This window comes from Curtobacterium sp. L6-1, assembly GCF_018885305.1.
Classification (GTDB): Bacteria; Actinomycetota; Actinomycetes; order Actinomycetales; family Microbacteriaceae; genus Curtobacterium; species Curtobacterium aetherium.
Genome location: NZ_CP076544.1, coordinates 2,992,266 through 3,015,264 on the forward strand (window position 1 = coordinate 2,992,266; position 22,999 = coordinate 3,015,264).

Sequence of the window (22,999 nt, forward strand, 5' to 3'; positions counted from 1 at the left end):
TCCCGTCCGTCTGTGCGCCGGCCGGCGCGGACGCCGAGACGCCGCTCACGCGCCGAGACGCCGCCGACGCGCCGAGACGCCGCTGACGCGCCGAGACGCCGCTGACGCGCCGAGACGCCGCCGAAAGTGGCGGCGTCTCGGCGGCTCGCGGGCGTCTCGTGCCGACGCCCGCGTCTCGTGCCGACGCGGGCGTCTCGTGCCGACGCCGGTGTCTCGTGCCGACGCCGGCGTCTCGCACTCCGACCCGTCGGCTCAGGGGCGGCCGCCCCACCTACCGGGTCGGGACCGGCGGCCCCAGCACGAGCAGCACGCCGAACACCACCGCCACGAGCACGACACCGACCACGGCGGCGAGCACCGGGTGCGCCACCACGACGAACAGCAGCCGGTCGAGCGGCCCGGGGCGCTGCCCGGTCGCCGGCTCACGGCGCCAGGTGCCGTCGAGCATCCCGCGCCGGGCGACCCCGACCTCGAACGGCAGCGTCGTGTACGGCACCACCGCGCTGAGCCACCCGAGCGCCGTCGCACCGAAGGACCACCGCTGGTTCACCGCGACGACCGTCGTCACGACCAGGTAGGCCAGGAACACGAAGCCGTGCACGCTGCCGCCGATGCGCACCGGCAGGTCGCCCAGCCCGGCGCCGTACTCGAGCAGCATGCCCACCAGGAGCATCGTCCAGGTCACGAGTTCGGCGATCGCGAGGCCGCGGAACAGGGATCGAGGCGTCATGGACTCCATGGTCCCGGACGTCCGGTGGGAATCCCGGGTGCGACGACCGTCCCCGCGACACGCTGCTCGTCGTATCGATTCGACCCGTCCTCGGGTAGCGTCGGACGCATGTCGACGACGACGGACGCATCCCGCACGCTCCGCGTCGGGGTGGTCGGCCTCGGTTTCGCCGGGACCACCCACCTCGATGCCTTCACCGCTCTCCCCGGCGTGGAGGTGATCGCCCTCGCCGGACAGGAACCCGAACGGCTCCGCGAACTCGCGACCTCCCGGGGCGTCCCGAACGCGTACGCCGACTGGCAGGACCTGGTGGCCCGCGACGACCTGGACATCGTCTCCATCGGGGTCCCGAACAGCCTGCACCACCCGATCGCCGTCGCCGCGCTCGAGTCCGGCAAGCACGTGTTCTGCGAGAAGCCCCTCGCGACGACGGGTGAGCAGGCCCAGGAGATGGTGGACGCCGCCCTCCGCAACGACCGGGTCCTCGAGGTCGCCTACAACCACCGCCGTCGCGCCGACGTGCAGTTCCTCGCGAACCACCTGCGCGGTGGGCAGACGGCCGGGGACGCCGTCGACACGACCGACGACGGCGCCCTCGCGACACCCGGTACCGGCCCGATCGGCACCGTCTACCACGCCCGTGCCAGCTGGCTGCGTCGGGCGGGCATCCCGGGCATCCGCAGCTGGTTCGTGAACAAGGAGACCGCGGGCGGCGGTCCGCTCATCGACCTCGGCTCGCACGTGCTCGACATCGCCCTGCACCTGATGGGGGAGCCGACCGTCGTCACCGCGAGCGCGGTCACGTACAACGAGCTCGGCCGCGCCGGACGTGGTGGCAGCGACCGCGACCCGGTGTCCGCCGCGACCGGCCGCCCGTTCGACGTCGAGGACTTCGCGAGCGCCCTGCTCCGCTTCGAGGACGGGTCGAGCCTGCTCCTCCAGGCGTCGTGGGCGAGCTACTCGAAGGACGCCGAGGACATCGAGGTCGAGCTGCTCGGCTCGACCGGTGGCGCGCGCCTGTTCATCCGTGACTACGCCACCGAGGGCACCGTGACCCTGTACTCGGACGAGCAGGGCATCCCGACGGTCACCCGCCCGGGCGTCCAGGTCCCCGCCGGGCACCACCAGCGCGTCATCGAGGAGTTCCTCGCCACGATCCGCTCCGGACGGCACGACGGCCACCACGGTGAGTTCGCCCTGCACCGCAGCCGCGTGGTCGACGCCGTCTACGCCTCGGCGCAGGCCGGGCACGAGGTCGAGGTGGTCCGGTGAACATCGTCGTCTGGAACGAGAACGTCCACGAGACCCGCGGCGACGAGACCGTCCGCGAGCACTACCCCGACGGCATCCACGCGGTCGTCGCGGCCGGCCTGGAGGCGCGCCTCGCCCCCGGCGCGGACGCTGCGGACGCCGGGGACGGCCAGCAGGGCCACGCCGGCCAGCACGGCCAGCACGCGTCCACGCACACGGTGACGACCGCCACACTCCAGGAGCCGGAGCACGGCCTGACCGAGGAGCGCCTGGCCGCCACCGACGTGCTGTTCTGGTGGGGTCACGTCGCCCACGACCAGGTCGCGGACGAAGTCGTCGACCGCGTCGTCCGGCACGTGCACGCCGGCATGGGGCTCGTCGTGCTGCACTCCGGGCACTACTCGAAGCCGTTCACCCGGCTGATGGGCACGACCTGCTCCCTGAAGTGGCGCAACGACGGCGAGCGGGAACTCGTCTGGACGATCGCGCCCGAGCACCCGATCGCCGCCGGGGTCCCGCACCCCATCGTCATCGACCGGCAGGAGATGTACGGCGAGTACTTCGACATCCCCCGCCCCGACGAGGAGGTCTTCCTGTCGACGTTCGCCGGCGGCGAGGTGTTCCGCTCGGGTGTGGCCTACCGCCGCGGCCTCGGGAAGGTCTTCTACTTCTCGCCCGGCGACCAGGAGTACCCGGTGTACCACCACCCGGACATCCAGCGGGTCCTCGCGAATGCGGCGCAGTGGGCGGCTCCGACCGGTCCGCGCCGCGCACTGACCGCCGACCCCCACCCGCGGGACTGGTTCACGGACGAGGGTTCGCGTAGACAGGGGGTGTGAACGCACCGCAGGACGTCGAGCACCGCACGGCACTGGTCGAGGCGCTCGGCGTCCTCGGCGCCGGGCCCGAGGAACGCTTCGACCGGATCACCCGCATGACCCACGAGGCGTTCGGCGTGCCGCTGACGTTCCTCAACCTCGTCCACCACGACCTCGTCACCACGCAGTCGACCTTCGGCTGGAACCAGGGGTCGAGCGTGCCGGCGAACGAACAGTTCTGCGCCACGACCGTGCTCACCCCGGCCCCGATGGTGATCCCGGACACGACGCTCGACGAGCGGTTCGCCCACACCGCGGCGGTGGCCGAGCACGGCATCCGCTTCTACGCCGGCGCACCGCTGTCGATGGCCGACGGCACCCGCGTCGGCACCCTCTGCATCATGGACGCGCAGCCGCGCGAGTTCTCGGACGACGACGTCGCGCTGCTGCGTGACCTGGCGCACTGGGCGGAACGCGAGCTCGGGTACGCCCTCGAGCGCGACCGTCTCGGGCACGTCCGGTCCGGCCTGGTGCCGGACCCGGTCGCGGTCCCCGGTCTCGAGGTCGCCACGGTCACGGCACGACGACCGGACGGTGGCGGCGACCTGGCCGACTGGCGGGTCACGGCGGACGGGACTCTGGCGGTCACGGTCGGCACCGTCGCGGCCGGCGCCGGGGCCTCCGTACTGCTCGCAGCAACCGTCCGCGGGGCGCTCGTCGCACGGGTGGACGGCCCCCTCGGGACCGCCGTGACCGGCCTGGAGGCGCAGGTCGCCCCCGACCTCCGGGTCGCCGACGCGGTCGCCCGGGTGGCCCACGCCCGGCTCGACCCGACGACGGGTCACGTCGACCTGGTGGACGCCGGGCTCGGGACCGCGCTCCTCGTCCGGGCGGACGGCACCATCCGACAGCTCCCGTCCGCCCTGCCGATCGGCGTCGGCGCTGCCGCCGAGGAGCGGCCCGTGGTGGGGGTGGACCTCGCCGACGGTGACCGGCTCGTCGTGTCGTCCGACGGCCTGACGGCGCTGCCCGGGCTCGCGACCCTCGAGGCCCTCGCAGCGGTCGTCGCGCGGACGCCCGACGCTGCCGCCCTGACCGAGCACGTCCGCGGGCTGCTCGGGGACGAGGAGCCGACGACGGACGTGACGCTCGTCGTCGTCACACGCCGGGGAACGGCCGGGTAGACCGGCACCGGTCGCGCGGTGTCCGGTCGCGCGGTGACCGGTCGGGCGGTGTCCCGACGAGCGGTGTCCGGACGGACGCGCCCGGACGCACGCTCCGCTCCGGCAGCGGTCCCGGCGCACCCGGCCGGATCAGCGCACGGTGCGGCGCGGCCCGTCCGTGAACGCTGCGACGAGCAGGGTCGCGAGCAGGCCGAACCCGGTCAGCACGACCCCGAGAGCCGCGAGCTGCCAGTAGGCGCTGCCGACGTGCTGGGGCTGGGTGAGGAACGCCGGCCACCACGGGTCGAGGAACGGCACCGATCCCGGGAACGGGTCGAGGCCGAACATCGCCAGGCCGCCGAGGAGCATGAGCACGCCGAGCGCCGCCATCGTGCCGCGCCGACGCCCGAGTGCCCGGACGACGAGCGCCGCACCCATGCCGACCAGGCCGATGACGGCGAGCGCGAACGCCACGACGAACACCGGCTGCGGCACGAGCGAGAACCAGTCGAGCACGGCGATCGGCACCAGGAACCACCGACCGGACCTGGCCCACCGCGTGGGCTCCCGCCATCCATGCATGTCGGCACGGTACGACACGAACCCGGACGAGTGCCCGACGGGGTCAGCGGTGCGGGGCCGGTCGCGGCGCGGGACGCCGCCCGATCCCGACTCCGAGCCCGAGCCCGAGCCCGAGCCACAGCGGCGGCCAGGGCCAGCGGACCCGCAGCACGCCGGCGAGCACGACCTCACCGTCCAGGTCACCCGCGGCGAGCCGCCGCGTCACCTCCGTCGTCGGCAGGGCCCCGGCACCCGTGAGCCGGACGACGACGGTGTGCAGGGTCGTCGCCCGGCGCCACCGGGTCCGCAGTCCGCCCGCGACGGTCTGGACGCCCTCGACGACGTAGCGGTGCGGACCGTCGACGACGAACAGGCGGAGGTGCGTCCGGCGTCCGGCCGGAGTCCGCGTCCGGAGGTCGGCGAACCCGGCGACGACCCGGGAGGGCCGACGACGGATCCCGCGGACGACCCCCGCCCTGACCGCGGCGGCCCTGACCTCGGCGGCCCTGCCCGCCACCGCCCTGACCTCGGCCGCCGAGTCGCCCCGCCCGGCGCGGAGTTCGGGCGGAGCGGCGGTCAGGGTGAGCCGGTCGAGGTCGAGCAGCCCCCCGATCCGCTCGGTGCTCCGGCCGACGGCCTCCGCGACGAACTCCGCCAGGCCGTCCCCGGCGTGCGCACCGCGCGGTCCGACCCGCCAGGGCACGCGGTCCACCACGTGCACCCGACCCGTAAGGCGTACCCGGACGGTCACCGTCATGTGTGTGCCTCCTCGGTGCGTCCCGGTCGGACGTCCCTGCCCCGGCGGGTAGCCGGACATGTGACATCTGGGACGTGGTGCGTCAGTGGTTCCCAGTCTTCCACGACCCGTGCACGCGCCCGTTACGATCACGGCGTGCCCACACCCCGAGCCGAGGTCGACGTCGACGAGGCCCTCGTCCGCGCCCTGCTCGCGGACCAACACCCCGACCTCGCCGATCGCACGCTCACGGTCGTGGCCAACGGCTGGGACAACGTCCTGGTACGGCTCGGCCCCGGCGGCACGCCCGGCCCCGGCGGCGCGCCCGCCCCCGGCGATGCGCCCGGCCCCGACCTGGCCGTCCGACTCCCGCGCCGCGCCGCCGCCGCGGTGCTCGTCGAGCACGAACAGCGGTGGCTCCCGGAGATCGCACGGCTCGTCGCCGACGTCGTTCCCGTGCCGGCCCCACTGCGCACCGGCCGCCCCGCCCTCGGGTTCCCGTGGTCGTGGAGCGTCGTGCCGTGGTTCCCCGGTGCGGCGGTCGGCGAGCGGGCGGGCGGCCCCGGGGTCGCGGCAGCGCTCGCCGCGTTCCTCGCCGCGCTGCACGTCCCGGCACCGGCCGACGCTCCGGTCAACCCGGTCCGTGCCGTCCCGCTGCACACCCGGACCGCGGCGGTCACCGAGCGGCTCGCGACCCACCCCGTCCCCCGGGCCGCCGATCTGGCGACCGCCTGGCGGAGGGCGGCGGACCTGCCGGCGTGGGCCGGGCCTCCCGTCTGGGTGCACGGCGACCTGCACCCCTTCAACCTGGTCGCCGGCGACGGCGCCTCCGCCGACCGGCTCGTCGCCGTCGTCGACTTCGGCGACGTCACCGCGGGGGACCCCGCCGTCGACCTCGCGACCGCGTGGCTCACCTTCGGCCGGGAGGCCCGTGCCGACTTCCGACGCCGCGTCACCGCGCAGGACGGCAGCCTCGATCCGCAGACCTGGGGTCGGGCGCGCGGATGGGCCGTCTCGATCGCGTCGGCGCTCGCGGTCAGCGACGAGCCGTCGTTCCGCGCCGTGGCGCGGCGGGCGATCGACGCGGTCCTCGACGACTGAGCGCCGCCGCCCTCCGCTTCCCGCACGACGGTCGGCAGGGGGTTCCGTCGCCCGAGGCGCGGGGTTAGCGTCTCCCCACACCATCCGTGCACGTGAAGATCGGGAGGGGCCTCATGACCCTCGAGTTCCGCGTCCAGCACGACGTCGCCACCGACGCCGCTCCCTCCCGTCCAGCTGTCCACCGCGGTCGTCTCGGCCGGGTCCTCGACCGTCTCGCGGCCCGTCGGACGGCGTCCCGTCTCCGTCGCCTCGACGCCGACCAGGCCGAACTCGCCGACCTCCAGCGCGTGCTGTCCGACGCCCGGGCGGTCGTCGAGCGCGGGTGGATCCAGCACGCGTGGTTCGCCTACCTCGACGACCGCGGACGGACCCGCACCGCGTCGAGCGCCGCCGCCACCGAGGTCACCGGCCGCCCGCTCGTCGGCGCGTGCCTGGTCGGAGCGGTGGTCGACGCCGCCGGAGGTCCGCACGCCGTGCACGCGCAGCCCGTGCAGCGGTCGCTCGACCTCGTCTGGCACGCACTCGCCACCACCGAGGGCGACCCGGTGGCGTGGTGCCCGGCGCCGGACGTCCGGATGGCCCGGGTGCGGGACCTGACACGGTGGAACGACAGCGGCGGACGCACGGCCGAACAGGTCGGCGGTCTGCTGCTCACCGCCGAGCGGGTGGCGGTGCGCGAGGCCGACCGGATCGCGGCCCGCGCGGCGGAACTGCGCGGGAAGGTCACGATCCGCGGAACCGGCTCGTAGCCGACGACCCGCGCTGATCGTTACCGTTCTCTCAGGCTCGCCGGTACAGCTCCGCTCCGAACTGGGGTTTTCCTGACACCTGTGATGCGTGTCGGGCGTGGTCCGACTGCCGCGGAGTCCGGATCACGCACGCGACCTGCGTAGCTTGGGGGCCGTTCGTGCCCCGATCCGTGGGTCGAACTGCCGACCGGAGGGAGCGGAGAACCGGTGTTCCAGTACATCGCCGAGCGATGGGACCAGATCTGGTTCTCGTCCTGGCAGCACTTCTCACTGGTGGTCCAGTGCGTGGTGCTCGCGACCGTCATCGCCGTGGTGCTCGCGGCCCTCGTCTACCGGATCCCCGGTCTGCGATCCGCCGCGAACGAGGTCTCGACCATCGGGTTGACGCTGCCGTCGTTCGCCGTCATCGGTCTGCTGCTCGTGCCGCTCGGGTTCGGCGTCGTGCCGTCCGTCGTCACGGTGACCTTCTTCGCCGCCCTGCCGATCCTGCGCAACGCGGTCGTCGGGCTCAACGAGATCCCGCCCGCGGTCGTCGAGTCGGCCCGCGGCATCGGGATGAGCCGCTTCCGCACCCTGGTGCAGGTCGAGCTGCCGATGGCCTGGCCGATCATCCTCACCGGCGTGCGGGTCTCCGCGCAGATGGTGATGGGCGTCGCCGCGGTCGCCGCGTACGCACTCGGCCCCGGACTCGGCAGCTTCATCTTCTCCGGGCTGTCCCGCCTCGGTGGCGCGAACTCGCTCAACTCCGTCGTCGTCGGGACCGTGGGCGTCGTGCTGCTCGCCCTGGTCCTCGACCTCCTGCTCCTCGGCCTCGGCCGCCTGACCACCTCGAGAGGTATCCGTGTCCAGCACTGACTCCCCGACCACCGCGCCCGACACCGACGTGACCGGCCGGAGCATCCTGCTCGACCAGGTCACCAAGCGGTACCCGGGCCAGGCGAAGCCCGCGGTCGACGGCATCACGCTCGAGATCCCGGCCGGCAAGATCGTCATGCTCGTCGGCCCGTCCGGCTGCGGCAAGACCACCACGCTCAAGATGATCAACCGCCTCATCGAGCCCACCGAGGGCCGCATCGTGGTGGGCGACGACGACGTGACGAAGATCGACGGTGACGAGCTGCGCCGCCGGATGGGCTACGTCATCCAGGCGGGCGGCCTGTTCCCGCACATGACCGTCGCGGCGAACATCGCGGTCGTGCCGAAGATGCTCGGCTGGTCGAAGGACAGGATCGCGGCCCGCGTCGACGAACTGCTCGAGCTCGTGTCGCTCGACCCGGACACCTACCGCGACCGCTACCCCCGCGAGCTCTCCGGTGGACAGCAGCAGCGCGTCGGGGTGGCCCGCGCCCTCGCCGCCGACCCGCCCGTGCTCCTGATGGACGAGCCGTTCGGCGCCGTCGACCCCATCACCCGCCAGCGCCTGCAGGACGAGCTCATCCGCATCCAGGCCGAGCTGCACAAGACGATCGTCATCGTCACCCACGACTTCGACGAGGCCGTGAAGCTCGGCGACTGGATCGTCGTGTTCTCGGAGGGTGCGCACATCGTGCAGTACGACTCCCCGGAGCGGATCCTGGCCGAGCCCGCGAACGAGTTCGTCGAGAACTTCATCGGCTCGGGTGCCGGGCTGAAGCAGCTGACGCTCACCCGCGTCCGCGAGGTCGGTCTCGCCGAGGCCGTGACCTGCTCGCCGGGTGAGCAGACCGCCGCCGTGCTCCAGCGGATGCGCGAGGCCGGCGGCCACGGGCACGCCGTCGTCGTCGACCGTCGGCAGCGCCCGATCGGCTGGCCGTCGCGCCGTCAGCTCGAGCGCCTCGACAAGGTGCCGGAGGGCATCGCGGCGGACCTGCCCGTCGTGACCGAGGCCTCGACGCTCAACGACGCCCTCGACACCATGCTCGTCTCGAGTGCCGGCGCCGCGCTCGTCACCGGGGGCCGGGACGCGTTCCGGGGCGTCATCACGGTCGAGACCGTCATGGACGCCATCACCCGTACCCGCGCCGCCGCCGCCGAGGACCAGGCCTACACCCCGGTCGGGACGAACACGAACCCGATCGGCACCGTGTCGAGCGCCGAACGCGGTGACCTCGGCGACGAGCCGACCGGTTCCGCCGCCGACTCGCTCGCCACGGACGTGGACACCGCGGCCGACGGTCGGGGTGACCGGTGAGCGACGTCGTCGCCGCGTCGCCCGCGACCGGGCAGCGGACCAGCTGGCGCGGGCTCGTCGTCCAGCCGGTCGTCATCCTCGTGGTGCTCGGCGCGTTCGCCCTCTGGCTGGCGAACGCCGAACTGACCGACTCGGAACGCTCGACCCTCAACCCGTCCGGGCTGCTCGACCTCACCTGGCAGCACCTCATGCTGACCGTCGTGTCGACCGTCATCGTGCTCGTCATCGCCATCCCGCTCGGTGTCGCGCTCACCCGCGGTCCGCTCCGGAAGGCGAGCGGCACGATCCTGGCCGTCGCGAACTTCGGGCAGGCGGCACCGGCGGTCGGCCTCATCGTGCTCCTGGCCTTCTGGCTCGGGTTCACGTTCTGGGCAGCGGTCGTCGCGCTCGTGCTCTACGCGATCCTGCCGGTGCTGCGGAACACGATCATCGGCATCGAGAGCGTCGACGCCCGGCTCGTCGAGGCCGGTCGGGGCATGGGCATGAGCGCCGCCGCGGTGCTGCTCAAGGTCGAACTGCCCCTGGCCGTACCCGTCATGCTCGCCGGCATCCGCACCGCGCTCGTGCTCCTGGTCGGGTCGGCCGCCCTCGCCACGTTCATCGGTGCCGGTGGCCTCGGGCTGCTCATCACCACGGGCGTGAACCTGTTCCTGCCGAAGGTGCTCGTCTCCGGCGCACTCCTCATCGCCCTGCTCGCCCTGTCCATCGACTGGCTCGGCCGCATCGTCGAGACGTTCGCCCGACCGAAGGGACTTCGATGACCCGCCGCCCGACCACCCGGACCAGCCCGACCACCCGGACCAGCGCGACCGCCCGGCCCAGCCCGACCGCCCGGACCCGGACCCGCCGTGCACTGACCGCCACCGTCCTGGCGGGCGTGACCACGAGCCTCCTGGCCGGGTGCGGCCTGCAGCCGGCGGCCGCCTTCGTGCCGGCCGCCGCGCCCGGTTCGATCGAGCACGTCGAGGGCCTGCCCGAGGACGCGCCCCTGACCGTCACCGCGAAGAACTTCACCGAGCAGCTCGTGCTCGGCAAGATCGCGGTGCTCGCCGCCTCCGCCGCGGGCTTCGACGTCACCGACGAGACGAACGTGCCCGGCTCGGTGGCCGTGCGGCAGCTGATGACCTCGCACGACGCCGACATGACGTACGAGTACACCGGCACCGCCTGGCTGACCTTCATGGGCCACAAGGAGGGCATCCCGGACAAGACCGAGCAGTGGCAGGCGGTCAAGGACGAGGACGCCGGCAACGGGCTCACCTGGCTGAAGCCGGCGCCGATGAACAACACGTACGCCTTCGCGGTGCGGAAGGAGGCGGTCGGGGAGCTCGGCGACATCACGAAGCTCTCGCAGATCGCCGACCTGCCCGTCGAGGACCGCACGTTCTGCGTCGAGTCCGAGTTCAACTCCCGCCCGGACGGCTTCAAGCCGATGCTCGAGCAGTACGGGCTGACGCTCGGCGGCTCCGGCGACGGCGGGATCCCGAAGGGCAACGTCGACATCCTCGACACCGGCACGGTCTACACGGCGACCGACCGGGGGACGTGCAACTTCGGTGAGGTCTTCACCACCGACGGGCGCATCAAGTCGCTCGGACTCAGCGTGCTCGAGGACGACCGCGGGTTCTTCCCCGCGTACAACGTCGCTCCGGTGCTGTCGACGGCGACGCTCGAGCGGTACCCGCAGCTCGAGGGCGTGTTCGACCAGATCTCGCCGAAGCTCACCGACGCGGTGCTGCAGGAGCTCAACCGGCAGGTCGACGTCGAGGGGCGCGAGCCGGCCGACGTGGCCTTCGAGTGGATGGTGAAGGAGGGCTTCATCACGAAGCCCTGAGGCGGGCACGGTCCGCTCGGCACGGATGCGGTCGGACCGCACCGTCCGGGTCACGACGTGACCGCACGACGGACGGGAGGCTCCCCACCAGCGGGTGGGGAGCCTCCCGTCCGTCGTGTGCCCGGGACGGCCGCCCAGCCGGCGCCGCGAGGCGCCCCGTTACGCTGTCCCCGTGTCAGAGCCACGACGGAGTCCGGGCAGCCAAGCTTCACTGCGTGAAGCCAACCGGGGTCGCGTGGTCGCAGCCGTGAAGCGCCACGGCGGGCTGACGCAGGTCGAGCTGGCGGGCGTCACCGGCCTCAGCCCGGCCACGGTGTCGAACATCGTCAAGGAACTCGTCGCGACCGGCGCCCTGCACGCCACCCCGAGCACGTCGAGCGGACGTCGGGCGCTCCGCGTGACGTTGCCCCACGGCCTCGGGTTGGTCGCCGGCGTGCACGTCTCGCCCCGGCACCTGCGCCTGGCGCTGTCCGACCTCAACGGCACGGTGCTCGCCGAACGGCACATGCCGCTCGCCCGGGACCACCGGGCCGACGCCGAGCTCGACCGGACGGCGCTGCTCGTGATGGACATGGCGGAGTCGGTCGAGTCGTCGATGGACGAGGTGCTGGCCGTCGGGTTGGCGGTCTCAGCACCGATCGACCGGAGGTCCGGCATGACGGCCCGCGGCGGGATCCTGCGCGGGTGGGACGGGATCCCGATCGGCGCCTCGCTCGAGCGCCGGGTGGGCAAGCCGGTCCAGGTCGACAACGCCGCGAACCTGTCCGCCCTGGCGGAGCACCGCAGCGGCGCCGCGCGTGGTCGGAGCACGGCCATCACGATCGACGCGGGGCACGGCATCGGCGCCGGTCTCGTGCTCGACGGCAGGCTCTTCCGCGGGCACCACGGCGTCGCCGGCGAGTTCGGGCACACCCCGGTCCTGCCGCACGGGCCGGTGTGCCGGTGCGGGAACCGCGGCTGCCTGGAGGCCGTGGCCGGTGCCCCCGCGGTGCTCGAGTCGATCCGCGACGAGGTGGGGACGCTCAAGACGACCGACCTGATCCTCCGCGCGATGTCCGGGGACGCGGTCTGCATCCGGGCGATCGCGGACGCGGGGCGTGCGATCGGGACGGCCGCCGTCGGGTTGTGCAACGTGCTCGACCCGGAGCGGATCGTCGTGACCGGGGAGTTCGCGCGGGCGGGGGAGCTGCTGCTCGGGCCGATGCGGCACGCGCTCGAGTCGATGACGGTCGTCGACGCCGACGGGACGCCGGACGTCGTGCAGGGGCAGCTCGGCGAGAAGGCAGCCGTGACGGGGGCACTGGCGATCGCGATCGAGGCGGTGGACGTCACCAGCCCGCGCTGAACGGGCGGGTGCCGGCCGTCCCGGCCAGCCGGACCGTGCCACCCGCCGAGCGGTGCCGAGATAACGATTTCGTCACGTCCCCGCACCCTTGCGTTCAACTCTTGCAGCCAACCGACCTCGCTGGCACACTCAGGGCACCGCCAACGTGGGCGGTCCACCTGTTGGAGGACATTTCGATGAAGAAAGCCACCACACGAGCGATGCTGGGCGTCGGCGCCCTGCTGCTCGCGATCACGACCCTGGCGGGCTGCTCGAACGGAGCCGACGCCGGCACCGGGGGCGGCGGCACCGGCGGGGGAGACGCGTCGAAGGCCAAGATCGGCCTGCTCCTGCCCGACTCCGTCACCGCCCGCTACGCCAGCGCCGACCGTCCGCTCTTCACCGCCGAGGTGAAGAAGCAGTGCAGCGGCTGCTCCGTCATCTACGCGAACGCCGACGGCGACGCGTCGAAGCAGCTGCAGCAGGCCCAGTCGATGCTCACGCAGGGCGTCAAGGTCCTGGTCCTCGACCCGTTCGACGGTGAGGCAGCGGCCTCGATCGTGCAGCAGGCCAAGGCCAAGAAGGTCCCCGTCATCTCGTACGACCGCCTCATCAACAGCCCCGACCTGAGCTACTACATCTCGTTCGACAACGAGAAGGTGGGCGAGCTGCAGGGCAAGGCGCTCGTCGACGCCCTCAAGGAGAAGAAGGTCCCCGAGGGCTCGGGGATCATCATGGTGAACGGCTCGCCGACGGACAACAACGCCTCGCAGTTCAAGAAGGGCGCCCACTCGGCCATCGACGGCAGCGGGTACGAGGTGCTCGCCGAGTACGACACCCCCGGATGGGACCCCGCCAAGGCGCAGGACTGGGCAGCCGGTCAGATCAGCAAGCTCGGTGCGGACAAGATCACGGGCGTCTACGCGGCGAACGACGACACCGGCGGTGGTGTCATCGCGGCCCTCAAGTCGGCCGGCGTCAAGGAGCTCCCGCCCGTCACCGGCCAGGACGCGTCCCTCGCGGGCATCCAGCGCATCCTCTCGGGCGAGCAGTACATGACCGTCTACAAGGCGTTCAAGCCCGAGGCGTCGAAGGCGGCCGACCTGGCCATCCAGTTCGCCAAGGGTGAGACGCCGAAGGGCGACGCCACCACGAAGACCGCGGGCGGCGCCAGCGTGCCGTCGACGCTCCTCGACCCGGTGGCCGTCACGACGGACAACGTGCAGGACACCGTCATCAAGGACGGGCTCTACACGGTCGACCAGGTGTGCACCTCGCAGTACGCGAAGGCCTGCACGGCCGCCGGCATCCAGTAGCACCCCCGGCCGCCCGGTCCGACCCGGACCGGGCGGCCCTCACGCACTTTCGATCGAGGACGACACCGTGAGCACCGAGCCCCCAGCAGCACCCCGCGCCACCGCACCCGTGATGACCCTCCGCGGCATCGACAAGCGGTTCGGCGCCGTCCAGGCCCTCAGCGACATCGACTTCGACGTGTACCCGGGCGAGGTCGTCGCGATCGTCGGCGACAACGGCGCCGGCAAGTCGACGTTCGTGAAGATCCTCGCCGGCGTCTACACACCCGACGGCGGCACGATCACCTTCAACGGCGAGGAGGTCACCGTCCCGAACCCGGCGGCGGCCCAGCAGCTCGGGATCGCGACGGTGTTCCAGGACCTCGCGCTCGCCGACAACCTCGACGTCGTGTCCAACCTGTACCTCGGGCGCGAGATCGCCCACCCCTTCCTCGACGAGGAGGAGATGGAACGCCGCTCGTGGGAACTCCTGCAGCAGCTCGCGGCCCGGATCCCCTCGGTGCGCATCCCGATCGCGTCGCTCTCCGGCGGACAGCGCCAAACGGTCGCCATCGCACGCTCCCTCATCGGCGACCCGCAGGTCGTCATCCTCGACGAACCGACCGCAGCCCTCGGCGTCGCGCAGACCGCCGAGGTGCTCAACCTCGTCGAGCGCCTGCGGGAGCGCGGGCTCGGCGTCGTCCTCATCAGCCACAACCTCGCCGACGTGCAGGCCGTCGCCGACCGGGTCGCGGTGCTGCGGCTCGGTCGGAACAACGGCACCTTCCGCATCGACGACGTCTCCTACGAGGAGATCATCGCGGCCATCACCGGCGCGACCGACAACGCCGTCACCCGCCGTGCGGCGGCCCGGACCGAGCAGGAGACCACCGCATGAGCAAGACCGACGAGACGCTCACCGCGTCGACCCCGACCGCGTCGGCCGCCGACCTGCAGGACGAGCGACTGCTCCGCGACCAGGGACTCGGTGGTGCCGCGAAGGCGTTCGTCCGACGCGTCCGCGGCGGTGACATCGGCTCGCTGCCGGTGGTCGTCGGGCTCGTCGTCATCTGGGCGGTGTTCCAGGCGCTGTCGCCCGACTTCCTGTCCCCGGGCAACCTCGTCAACCTCGCCCTGCAGTGCGCGGCGGTCGGCACCATCGCGATCGGCATCGTGCTCGTCCTGCTCCTCGGCGAGATCGACCTGTCCGTCGGCAGCGTGAGCGGCCTCTCCGCGGCGATCCTCGGGCAGGGCCTGACCTCGCTCGGCTGGCCGCTGTGGCTCGTCCTCGTCGTCGCCCTCGCGGTGGGAGCGGCGGCGGGTCTGCTCTACGGCCTGCTCTTCACCCGCTTCGGCGTCCCGAGCTTCGTCATCACCCTCGCGGGCCTGCTCGGCTTCCTCGGCCTGCAGCTGCTCATCCTCGGCCCGAACGGCTCGATCAACCTGCCGTACGACTCGCCGATCGTGCAGTTCGCCTCGGCGTCGTACCTGCCGCCGTGGCTCGCGTACCTGCTGGCCGCCGTCGCCGCCGGGGGGCTCTTCGTCACCGAGGTCCGCCGGGCCGGCCGTCGTCGCCGCGCCGGGCTCTCCACCGGGGCGATGTCCCTCACCGTGGTGAAGTCGGTCGCCCTCTTCGTCGGGCTGGGCGTCATGGTCTGGTACCTCTCCCGCGACTTCGGCACCGGCACCTCGTTCGTGTTCTTCGTCGTGCTCGTCGTGCTCATGAACTTCGTGCTCAAGCGCACCCGGTGGGGCCGCTCGGTCTTCGCGGTCGGCGGCAACGTCGAGGCGGCCCGACGCTCGGGCATCCGGGTGAACCGCATCTACATCTCGGTGTTCATGCTCACCTCGTTGTTCGCGACAATCGGCGGCATCCTGGCCGCGGCGCGCCTCAACTCGGCGAGCCTGTCCTCCGGTGCCGGCGACACGAACCTCAACGCCATCGCCGCCGCGGTGATCGGCGGGACGAGCCTGTTCGGTGGACGCGGCAGCGCGTGGTCGGCGCTCCTCGGCATCATCGTCATCCAGTCGATCTCGAACGGGTTGACGCTGCTCAGCCTCGACTCCTCGATCCGCTACATGATCACCGGCGCGGTCCTCCTGCTCGCGGTCATCATCGACTCCCTGTCGCGCCGCAGCCGCGCCAGCCACGGCGCCGCCTGAGGCGCGACGTCGCGCGCTCCGCACGCACGTCGCGCCCTTGCACGCACATCGCGCCCCGTCCCGACGGGGCGCGATGTGCGTCGCGGGGCGCGACCGCGTCGACGATCCGCGTGACGGACGGGAGGCGCGGTGTCGGCCGGCACCGCGCCTCCCGTCCGCCGGGTCCGTGTCCAGGCGCACCGTCGCCCGTCGCCGGTATCGTCGTCGCATGGCACTGTTCGGACGACGCAAGCCCGACGTGCGCGATCGGCCAGTCAGCCAGGTCGAGCTGAAGCGCGCGGTGGACGAGGGGTTCCTCATCGCCAGGGCAGCCGTGACCGTCGCCGTGGCGAACCGCATCATCACGAACGCCCTGCGTGACCAGGGCTACTTCGACCACGCCCTCATCGCGGACGCCGCCCGTCAGGAACTGCACCGGATGGCGGAGGAGCAGCGCGGCGACGCCGAACGCATGCGGGAGATCCGGGTGCGGTCGAGCAAGCAGGGCGGACGCTCCCAGCACCAGCACGACTACCGGCGGGGCGACGACCTGAAGCTCCGCACGCGCGAGGCCACCTACGAAGAACTCGCGAAGCGGCTCGACGCCCGCCGCGACGACCAGCACTTCGTCGACGGGATCGTGCTCGCCGCGCGGGCCCGCGCCTGGGACGACATCGGCACCACCGTCGTCGGGCGCCTCGGCTGGGCGCAGCGGCCCGCCGACGACTACGAGGTCGGGCGCGACGACCGGCTGCGGCAGCTCCTCGACGAGGACTTCGCCGCCCTCGTCGCCGACCACCCCGTCGGCGCCGGCACTCCCGTCGGCGACGACGAGCCGGACGCGGACGGTCCGGACGACGGCACCGACCCGGCAGAGGCCGACACCACCCGCAGCTGACCGGCGGCCCCGTCCGTGCCCAGCCGCCGCTCCGTAGGCTCGCGGCATGGTTGATGCGGTGGTCGTCGGAGCAGGACCGAACGGGTTGGCCGCGGCGGTCACCCTCGCCCGGGCGGGGTTGAGCGTCGAGGTCGTCGAACGGAACGACACCATCGGCGGTGGTGCCCGCACGTCCGAGCTCACGCTGCCGGGGTACCTGCACGACGTCTGCTCCGCCGTGCACCCGATGGCGCTGCAGTCCGAGTTCTTCCGGGCCTTCGGCATGGAGCAGCGCATCGAGCTCCGTCTGCCCGAGGTGCAGTACGGCCACCCGCTCGACCGCGGCCGCGCGGGCATCGCGTACCAGGACCTGGAGCGCACGGTCGAGGGGCTCGGCGTCGACGGCCCGGCCTACCGGCAGCTCATGGCGCCGCTCGTCCGCAACGCCGACCGCGTGTCCGACTTCGCCACCGACGCCCTGCTGCACGTGCCGCGGCACCCCGTCACCGTCGCCCGCTTCGGCCTGCGCGCCCTCGAGCAGGGCTCCCGCGCGTGGAACCTCCGCTTCCGCGAGGACGTCGCCCCGGGCATGATCAGCGGCGTCGCGGCGCACTCGATCCAGCACATGCCCTCGCTCGCCACCGCGGCGGCCGCACTCTCGCTCGGGGTCTACGCCCACGCCCGGGGCTGGCCGGTGCCGATCGGCGGCAGCCAGGCGATCGTCGACGCGCTCGCCGCCGACCTCGTCGCGCACGGCGGGACGATCGAGACGGGGCGCGAGGTCCGTTCCCTCGGCGACCTCACCCCGGCCAAGGCCGTGCTCTTCGACACGAGCGTCCCCGCGATGCTCCGGATCGCCGGCAGCCAGCTGCCCGCCCCGAAGCGCGGGGCCCTGCGTCGCTTCCGGTTCGGCAACGCGGCGGCCAAGGTCGACTTCGCCCTGTCCGAGCCGATCCCGTGGGCGAACGCGGACCTGCGTCGCGCCGGCACGGTGCACATCGGCGGCACCCGGGCCGAGATCGCCGAGGCCGAGGCACAGGTCGCCCGTGGGCAGGACCCCGAGCGGCCGTACGTGCTCGGTTCCGAGCCGACCGTCGTCGACCCGAGCCGCGCACCCGAGGGCGGTCACGTCTTCTGGGCCTACGCCCACGTCCCCGCCGACTCGACGGTCGACCACCAGGAGTCCGTCATCCGGCAGATCGAACGGTTCGCGCCGGGCTTCCGCGACACCATCGTCGCGACGAACAGCCGGACCGCGGTCGACATGGAGCAGTACAACCCGAACTACTCCGGTGGCGACATCGCCGCGGGGGCCGCGAGTTTCTGGCAGCTGGTCAAGCGTCCGGTGCTCTCGAGCGACCCGTGGCGCATGGGCGGCGGCATGTACCTCTGTTCACAATCCGCGGCTCCCGGGCCCGGCGTGCACGGCATGGCAGGCTGGCACGCGGCGAAGAGCGCCCTCCGGCACACGTACGGGCTGCCGGTGGACGTCGACCTGGCACCGAGGAGCTGACGATGGCGAAGAACGTCCGGATCATCCACTGCACGCCCGAGGAGGTCTTCGATGTCCTCCGCGACGGCTGGCTCTACCCGACGTGGGTGGTCGGCGCGTCCCGGATGCGCGGCGAGGACCCCGGCTGGCCCGCGGTCGGCACGAAGCTGCACCACTCGTTCGGCGTCTGGCCGCTCGTGATCAACGACACGACGAGCGTCCTGGAGTACGACGAGCCCCGACGCATGGTGATCCAGGCGCGCGGCTGGCCGGTGGGGGAGGCCCGCGTCGAGGTCGAGGTCGAACCGCACCCCCGCGGCTGCCGTGTCACCCTGCGGGAGAACCCCGTGAAGGGCCCGGGAACGCTCGTTCCGGGCTTCATCGCCCAGCCGGGCATCTGGGTGCGCAACCACGAGACCGCCCGGCGGCTCGGCTGGGTCGCGGCGGGGCGGGCGCGCAGCCACTGACCCGGCGGGCGTCGCGAGACGCCCCCGTCTGCGCGGAACGCCGCGACCTCCTCGAGACGCCGCGGAATCCGGCGGCGTCTCACGTGCTTGGCGGTGTCGCGGCGAGACGCCGTCGTATCGGCGCGGTCGCGCGTCGGGCGGGAGGCGCGGTGCGGGGCCGTCCCGTGCCTCCCGTCCGACCTGCGGTGCGCGGCTGAGACGCCCCCGTCTGCGCGGGACGCCGCGACCTCCTCGAGACGCCGCGGAATCCGGCGGCGTCGTGCGGACTCTGCGGTGTCTCGGCGAGACGCCGCCGCGCCGCGCCCCCGCCGCCTACTGCTCGCGGGAGAAGGCGCTCGCCCGCGCCACCTGGTCGTCGGTGAGGGCGACGCCGGTGTAGCGCTCGAACTGCCGGGCCGCCTGCAGCGCGATGACCTCGGCGCCCGTGATGACCGATGCGCCGGCCTGGCGTCCGGCCCGGACGAGCGGGGTCTCGGCGGGGAACGCGACGACGTCGAACACCGTGTGCGCGGCCGTGATGCGCTCGGGGGCGAAGGAGAGCGTCGCCTCCTCGTCACCCCGCATGCCGAGCGGCGTGACGTTGACGAGCACGTCCGCGTCGCCCGCACGGTCCTCGGTGTCGACCCAGGCGTACCCGTACTGGTCCGCGAGGGCGCTGCCGGTGGCCTCGTTGCGGGCGACGACCGTCAGGTGCTCGAAACCGGCACCGCGGAACGCCGCCGTGACCGCCTTCGCCATGCCGCCCGAACCGCGGAGCAGCACCCGGGCATCCCGGTCGACCCCGTGGCTGTCGAGCAGGGCGGCCACGGCCTCGTAGTCGGTGTTCGACGCGGTCAGCACGCCGCCGTCGTTGACGACCGTGTTGACGGAGCGGATCGCCCGGGCCGACTCCTCGAGTTCGTCGACGAGGGGGATGACGTCCTCCTTGAACGGCATCGACACCGAGCAGCCGCGGATCCCGAGCGCCCGGATGCCCGCGACGGCACCGCGCAGGTCGGTCGTCGTGAACGCCTTGTAGACGAAGTCGAGGCCGAGTTCGTCGTAGAGGAAGTTGTGGAACCGGGTGCCGATGTTGCTCGGACGGGCCGCGAGCGAGATGCAGAGCTGCATGTCCTTGTGGAGGATGGGCATGCCGTCAGTGTCCCACGCAGCAGAGGATGGAGCGGTCCACACCGGGTCGCTCCGCACGGCGGGCAGCGCGCTGGCGTACCGTGACGCGGGATGACTGCTCTCCCTGACACCATGCGTGCCGTCCGCTTCGAGGAGTGGGGCGACCGCTCCGTCCTCCACGTCGCCGAGGTCCCCGTCCCCGAGGTGGCTCCCGGCCGCGTGCTCGTGAAGGTCCGCGCCGCCGGCGTCAACCCCGGCGAGTCCGCGATCCGCCAGGGCGTGGTGGACGACCACGACCCGTCGAAGCTGCCGTCCGGGCAGGGCACCGACCTCGCCGGCACGGTCGCCGCGATCGGCCTGGACGTCGACGGCTTCGAGGAGGGCGAGGAGGTCCTCGGCTGGTCGTGGGAGCGCTCGAGCCAGGCGGAGTACGTCTCCGTCCCCGCCGGCCAGCTCGTCCCCAAGCCGCGCCTGATCTCGTGGGAGGCGGCCGGCGGACTCGACGTCGTCGCGACCACGGCGGCCGCGGCCGTCCGTGCCGTCGACCCGCGTGCCGGTGAGACCGTCGTCGTCTCCGGCGCCGCCGGCGGTGTCGGCGGGTTCGTCACGCAGCTGCTGACGAACGAGGGCGTCGACGTCATCGCGATCGCCTCCGAGTCGAACCACGACTGGCTCCGCTCCAAGAACGCCCGCCCGGTCGCGTACGGCGACGGGCTCGAGGACCGCATCCGCGAACTCGCGACGAACGGCATCGACGCCGTGATCGACACGTTCGGCCCCGAGTACGTGCATCTCGGCATCACGCTGGGCGTGCCGGCGGACCGCATCGAGACCGTGATCGCCTTCGAGGCCGCGGCCGAGCTCGGCGCCAGAGCCTCGGGCAGCGCGGACACCGCCGACCCCGAGATCCTCTCCGCGCTGGCGAACATGGTCGCCGACGGGTCGATCGAGGTCCCGATCGCCGCGACGTTCCCGCTCGACCGCGTGCAGGACGCCTACGCGCAGCTCGAGGAACGGCACACCCGCGGGAAGATCGTCCTGGTCCCGTAGGAGCCACGGGGTGGGGTGGTCCCCACCCCGGACCGGGGTACTGCCCGGATGTCGACGTGCAGCGCCGCCCCGTAGCGTCGAGGACATGACGAACACACTGTCCCGCCCCCGTTCCGGTCGACTCCTCGCGGGCGTCTGCGCCGGCATCGCCGACCGCTTCGGCTGGTCCCGCACCGGCGTCCGCGTCCTCTGGGTCGTGCTGAGCCTGTTCCCCGGCCCGCTCTGGATCGCCTACGTGGTCCTGTGGACGATCATGCCGACGCAGGGCCAGCGCCGCTGACCCCACCCGCCCCGGCGTGGACGCGGGGCCAGCGCCGCTGACCCCACCCGCCCCGGCGTGGACGCAGGGCCAGCGCCGCTGACCCCACCCGCCCCCGCGCCGACGCAGGGCCAGCGCCGCTGAACCCACCCGCCCCCGCGCGGACGCGGGGCCGGCGCCGCTGACCCGGCACCGCCCTCCCGTCCGGACGGCGTAGGGTGTCGGCGTGCCGGTCTCCGTCTTCGATCTGTTCAGCATCGGCGTGGGGCCGTCCAGCTCGCACACCGTCGGACCGATGCGCGCCGCCGTCGACTTCGCCGAGCGGGTCGTCGGGCTCCCGGTCACGAGCATCCGCGTCGACCTGTACGGCTCCCTCGCCTCGACCGGCCGTGGCCACGGCACGCTCGGCGCCGTCGCGGTCGGGCTGACGGGCGAGCGCCCCGAGGACGTCGACCCCGATGCCGTGGCGGCCACGCTCGACGCCCTCGAGTCCACCGGCCGCCTGACCCTGGCGGACGGACCGACGGTGCCGTTCCGACTCGACGACATCGTGCTGCACCCGCTGACGATGCTGCCGCGCCATCCGAACGCCATGCGTCTGCGGGCGTTCGACGCCACGGGCACCGAGACCGCCGTCGAGACCTACTACTCGATCGGCGGCGGGTTCATCGCCCGCGACGGTGACGAGGAGCCGGGCGAGGACGTCGCCGGCACCGCGATCCCGGTCGAGACCGACACGGTGCCCCACCCGTTCTCCAGCGGAGCCGAGCTGTTGGCGGCCTGCGCGACCACGGGCCTCCCGGTCAGCGGCGTGGCGCTCGCGAACGAGACCGCCACCCGCACCGAGGCCGACGTGCGGGCCGGGCTCCTGCGCATCCACGCCGTCATGGACGAGTGCGTCGACCGCAGCGTCCGCCGCACCGGCACCCTGCCCGGCGGGCTGGAGGTCCGGCGCCGCGCGGGCGACTGGTACGAGCAGCTCACCCGCGACGACCCCGGGCACGACCCGCTCTTCGCGATGGAGTGGACGAACCTCACCGCGATGGCCGTCAACGAGGAGAACGCCTCCGGCGGCCGGGTCGTCACCGCCCCGACCAACGGCGCCGCCGGGATCGTCCCCGCCGTGCTCTTCTACGCCCTGACCTACGTGCCGTCGATCACCCCGGACCGCCGGGACGACGCCGTCGTCAGGTTCCTGCTCACTGCCGGCGCGATCGGCTCGATCTACAAGGAGCGCGCCTCGATCTCCGGCGCCGAGGTCGGCTGCCAGGGCGAGGTCGGCTCCGCGGCGTCGATGGCGGCGGCCGGACTCGCCGAGGTCCTCGGCGGCACGCCCGAACAGGTCGAGAACGCCGCCGAGATCGCGATGGAGCACAACCTCGGGCTGACCTGCGACCCGATCGGCGGCCTCGTGCAGATCCCGTGCATCGAGCGGAACGCCATCGCCGCGAACAAGGCCGTCAACGCGGCGCGCATGGCCCTCCGCGGCGACGGCGTGCACCACGTGTCGCTCGACCAGGTCGTCGAGACCATGCGGCAGACGGGCGCCGACATGTCCACGAAGTACAAGGAGACCGCGATGGGCGGCCTCGCGGTCAACGTCCCCCTCTGCTGACCCCGGCACGCGCGGGCGGGCGTACCGTCGCACGCATGAGCGCACCCGACCGAGACCACCTGGACGACGGCGTCGACATGACCTTCGCAGAACGTCGACACGACACGTTCCGCCGCATGTCCGGCTCCGACGAGCACGACGAGGCCCCGCGCGTCGAGGTCGAGGAGACCGCGTCCGGTGACGTCCGCATCGACGTCGCCGACACGGCAGCCGTCCGCCCCGGCGACTGACCACCCGTCGCGTCCGGCGATGACG

The 22,999-nt window shown here is 73.0% G+C and carries 24 protein-coding genes; 20 read left to right on the plus strand and 4 right to left on the minus strand.

What is annotated here, in order from left to right; translation table 11 throughout:
• Positions 1–271: 271 nt before the first annotated feature.
• Complete coding sequence (locus KM842_RS13850; protein WP_216259251.1) at positions 272–730, minus strand: DUF3817 domain-containing protein; 459 nt, start codon at positions 728–730, stop codon at positions 272–274.
• A 108-nt stretch (positions 731–838) separates the two neighbouring features.
• Between KM842_RS13850 and KM842_RS13855 the strand changes: the two genes are divergently transcribed.
• The 3 genes from KM842_RS13855 to KM842_RS13865 are packed head-to-tail and all read left to right on the plus strand — an operon-like array spanning position 839 to position 3,983.
• A complete protein-coding gene (locus KM842_RS13855; protein ID WP_216259252.1) occupies positions 839–2,002 on the plus strand; it encodes a Gfo/Idh/MocA family protein in 1,164 nt (387 codons plus the stop codon).
• Complete coding sequence (locus KM842_RS13860) at positions 1,999–2,820, plus strand: ThuA domain-containing protein (RefSeq protein WP_216259253.1); 822 nt, start codon at positions 1,999–2,001, stop codon at positions 2,818–2,820. Before KM842_RS13855 ends, KM842_RS13860 begins: the two co-directional genes overlap by 4 nt.
• Positions 2,817–3,983, plus strand: coding sequence for a PP2C family protein-serine/threonine phosphatase (locus tag KM842_RS13865; protein ID WP_216259255.1), 1,167 nt, complete (start codon positions 2,817–2,819; stop codon positions 3,981–3,983). The genes KM842_RS13860 and KM842_RS13865 overlap by 4 nt, the downstream gene beginning before the upstream one ends.
• 129 nt (positions 3,984–4,112) lie before the next feature.
• Here KM842_RS13865 and KM842_RS13870 read toward each other — a convergent pair whose 3' ends face one another.
• Together KM842_RS13870 and KM842_RS15895 are read right to left on the minus strand one after the other, a co-directional pair.
• The gene (locus tag KM842_RS13870; RefSeq protein WP_216259259.1) at positions 4,113–4,544 is read right to left on the minus strand and encodes a hypothetical protein; all 432 of its coding nucleotides are present in this window, start codon (positions 4,542–4,544) and stop codon (positions 4,113–4,115) included.
• Between the two features lie 43 nt (positions 4,545–4,587).
• On the minus strand, positions 4,588–5,280 hold the full coding sequence (locus KM842_RS15895) for a hypothetical protein (protein ID WP_253206138.1): 693 nt from the start codon (positions 5,278–5,280) through the stop codon (positions 4,588–4,590).
• A 135-nt stretch (positions 5,281–5,415) separates the two neighbouring features.
• On the opposite strand from KM842_RS15895, the gene KM842_RS15900 reads away from it, so the two are divergent.
• From KM842_RS15900 to KM842_RS13935, 13 genes are all read left to right on the plus strand, one after another.
• Entirely contained in the window at positions 5,416–6,360 is a 945-nt protein-coding gene (locus tag KM842_RS15900) for a phosphotransferase (protein WP_253206139.1), read from the plus strand.
• A 92-nt stretch (positions 6,361–6,452) separates the two neighbouring features.
• Entirely contained in the window at positions 6,453–7,109 is a 657-nt protein-coding gene (locus KM842_RS13880) for a DUF6197 family protein (RefSeq protein WP_216259263.1), read from the plus strand.
• Positions 7,110–7,316: 207 nt separating this feature from the next.
• Positions 7,317–7,964: an ABC transporter permease gene (locus KM842_RS13885; protein ID WP_111080090.1), complete on the plus strand. Its 648-nt coding sequence runs from the start codon at positions 7,317–7,319 to the stop codon at positions 7,962–7,964.
• Entirely contained in the window at positions 7,951–9,279 is a 1,329-nt protein-coding gene (locus tag KM842_RS13890; protein ID WP_216259265.1) for an ABC transporter ATP-binding protein, read from the plus strand. The genes KM842_RS13885 and KM842_RS13890 overlap by 14 nt, the downstream gene beginning before the upstream one ends.
• The gene (locus tag KM842_RS13895) at positions 9,276–10,040 is read left to right on the plus strand and encodes an ABC transporter permease (protein WP_216259267.1); all 765 of its coding nucleotides are present in this window, start codon (positions 9,276–9,278) and stop codon (positions 10,038–10,040) included. Before KM842_RS13890 ends, KM842_RS13895 begins: the two co-directional genes overlap by 4 nt.
• Positions 10,037–11,113, plus strand: a complete 1,077-nt coding sequence (locus KM842_RS13900) for a glycine betaine ABC transporter substrate-binding protein (protein WP_216259269.1) — start codon at positions 10,037–10,039, stop codon at positions 11,111–11,113. Before KM842_RS13895 ends, KM842_RS13900 begins: the two co-directional genes overlap by 4 nt.
• Before the next feature lie 235 nt (positions 11,114–11,348).
• A complete protein-coding gene (locus tag KM842_RS13905; RefSeq protein ID WP_253206140.1) occupies positions 11,349–12,458 on the plus strand; it encodes an ROK family transcriptional regulator in 1,110 nt (369 codons plus the stop codon).
• Between the two features lie 176 nt (positions 12,459–12,634).
• On the plus strand, positions 12,635–13,753 hold the full coding sequence (locus KM842_RS13910) for a sugar ABC transporter substrate-binding protein (RefSeq protein WP_216259272.1): 1,119 nt from the start codon (positions 12,635–12,637) through the stop codon (positions 13,751–13,753).
• A 112-nt stretch (positions 13,754–13,865) separates the two neighbouring features.
• Positions 13,866–14,630, plus strand: coding sequence for an ATP-binding cassette domain-containing protein (locus tag KM842_RS13915; RefSeq protein ID WP_216262438.1), 765 nt, complete (start codon positions 13,866–13,868; stop codon positions 14,628–14,630).
• Entirely contained in the window at positions 14,627–15,895 is a 1,269-nt protein-coding gene (locus KM842_RS13920) for a sugar ABC transporter permease (RefSeq protein WP_216259274.1), read from the plus strand. Before KM842_RS13915 ends, KM842_RS13920 begins: the two co-directional genes overlap by 4 nt.
• A 208-nt stretch (positions 15,896–16,103) precedes the next feature.
• Complete coding sequence (locus tag KM842_RS13925; protein ID WP_216259277.1) at positions 16,104–16,772, plus strand: hypothetical protein; 669 nt, start codon at positions 16,104–16,106, stop codon at positions 16,770–16,772.
• A gap of 46 nt (positions 16,773–16,818) precedes the next feature.
• Positions 16,819–18,264: a phytoene desaturase family protein gene (locus KM842_RS13930; RefSeq protein WP_216259279.1), complete on the plus strand. Its 1,446-nt coding sequence runs from the start codon at positions 16,819–16,821 to the stop codon at positions 18,262–18,264.
• A gap of 2 nt (positions 18,265–18,266) precedes the next feature.
• A complete protein-coding gene (locus KM842_RS13935; protein ID WP_216259282.1) occupies positions 18,267–18,710 on the plus strand; it encodes an SRPBCC family protein in 444 nt (147 codons plus the stop codon).
• Positions 18,711–19,022: 312 nt separating this feature from the next.
• On the opposite strand, the gene KM842_RS13940 is transcribed toward KM842_RS13935, so the two are convergent.
• Positions 19,023–19,841 carry a shikimate 5-dehydrogenase gene (locus KM842_RS13940; RefSeq protein ID WP_216259284.1) on the minus strand — a complete coding sequence of 273 codons (819 nt, stop codon included), beginning with the start codon at positions 19,839–19,841 and terminating at the stop codon, positions 19,023–19,025.
• A 90-nt stretch (positions 19,842–19,931) separates the two neighbouring features.
• Between KM842_RS13940 and KM842_RS13945 the strand changes: the two genes are divergently transcribed.
• The 4 genes from KM842_RS13945 (at position 19,932) to KM842_RS13960 (ending at position 22,974) form a co-directional block, all read left to right on the plus strand.
• Positions 19,932–20,870 (plus strand): NADP-dependent oxidoreductase, encoded by a 939-nt coding sequence (locus tag KM842_RS13945; RefSeq protein WP_253206141.1) that lies wholly within the window; start codon positions 19,932–19,934, stop codon positions 20,868–20,870.
• Between the two features lie 85 nt (positions 20,871–20,955).
• Positions 20,956–21,150 (plus strand): PspC domain-containing protein, encoded by a 195-nt coding sequence (locus KM842_RS13950; protein ID WP_216259285.1) that lies wholly within the window; start codon positions 20,956–20,958, stop codon positions 21,148–21,150.
• A gap of 205 nt (positions 21,151–21,355) precedes the next feature.
• A complete protein-coding gene (locus KM842_RS13955) occupies positions 21,356–22,744 on the plus strand; it encodes an L-serine ammonia-lyase (protein WP_216259287.1) in 1,389 nt (462 codons plus the stop codon).
• A gap of 35 nt (positions 22,745–22,779) precedes the next feature.
• Positions 22,780–22,974, plus strand: a complete 195-nt coding sequence (locus KM842_RS13960; protein ID WP_216262496.1) for a multidrug transporter — start codon at positions 22,780–22,782, stop codon at positions 22,972–22,974.
• The last annotated feature ends 25 nt before the right edge of the window (positions 22,975–22,999 follow it).

Coding starts and splice junctions, on each gene's coding strand:
- KM842_RS13850 (WP_216259251.1), bottom strand. CDS start 730: ATGACGCCTCGATCCCTGTTCCGCGGCCTCGCGATCGCCGAACTCGTG.
- KM842_RS13855 (WP_216259252.1), top strand. CDS start 839: ATGTCGACGACGACGGACGCATCCCGCACGCTCCGCGTCGGGGTGGTC.
- KM842_RS13870 (WP_216259259.1), bottom strand. CDS start 4,544: ATGCATGGATGGCGGGAGCCCACGCGGTGGGCCAGGTCCGGTCGGTGG.
- KM842_RS15895 (WP_253206138.1), bottom strand. CDS start 5,280: ATGACGGTGACCGTCCGGGTACGCCTTACGGGTCGGGTGCACGTGGTG.
- KM842_RS13900 (WP_216259269.1), top strand. CDS start 10,037: ATGACCCGCCGCCCGACCACCCGGACCAGCCCGACCACCCGGACCAGC.
- KM842_RS13910 (WP_216259272.1), top strand. CDS start 12,635: ATGAAGAAAGCCACCACACGAGCGATGCTGGGCGTCGGCGCCCTGCTG.
- KM842_RS13915 (WP_216262438.1), top strand. CDS start 13,866: ATGACCCTCCGCGGCATCGACAAGCGGTTCGGCGCCGTCCAGGCCCTC.
- KM842_RS13920 (WP_216259274.1), top strand. CDS start 14,627: ATGAGCAAGACCGACGAGACGCTCACCGCGTCGACCCCGACCGCGTCG.
- KM842_RS13925 (WP_216259277.1), top strand. CDS start 16,104: ATGGCACTGTTCGGACGACGCAAGCCCGACGTGCGCGATCGGCCAGTC.
- KM842_RS13930 (WP_216259279.1), top strand. CDS start 16,819: ATGGTTGATGCGGTGGTCGTCGGAGCAGGACCGAACGGGTTGGCCGCG.
- KM842_RS13935 (WP_216259282.1), top strand. CDS start 18,267: ATGGCGAAGAACGTCCGGATCATCCACTGCACGCCCGAGGAGGTCTTC.
- KM842_RS13940 (WP_216259284.1), bottom strand. CDS start 19,841: ATGCCCATCCTCCACAAGGACATGCAGCTCTGCATCTCGCTCGCGGCC.
- KM842_RS13945 (WP_253206141.1), top strand. CDS start 19,932: ATGACTGCTCTCCCTGACACCATGCGTGCCGTCCGCTTCGAGGAGTGG.
- KM842_RS13950 (WP_216259285.1), top strand. CDS start 20,956: ATGACGAACACACTGTCCCGCCCCCGTTCCGGTCGACTCCTCGCGGGC.
- KM842_RS13960 (WP_216262496.1), top strand. CDS start 22,780: ATGAGCGCACCCGACCGAGACCACCTGGACGACGGCGTCGACATGACC.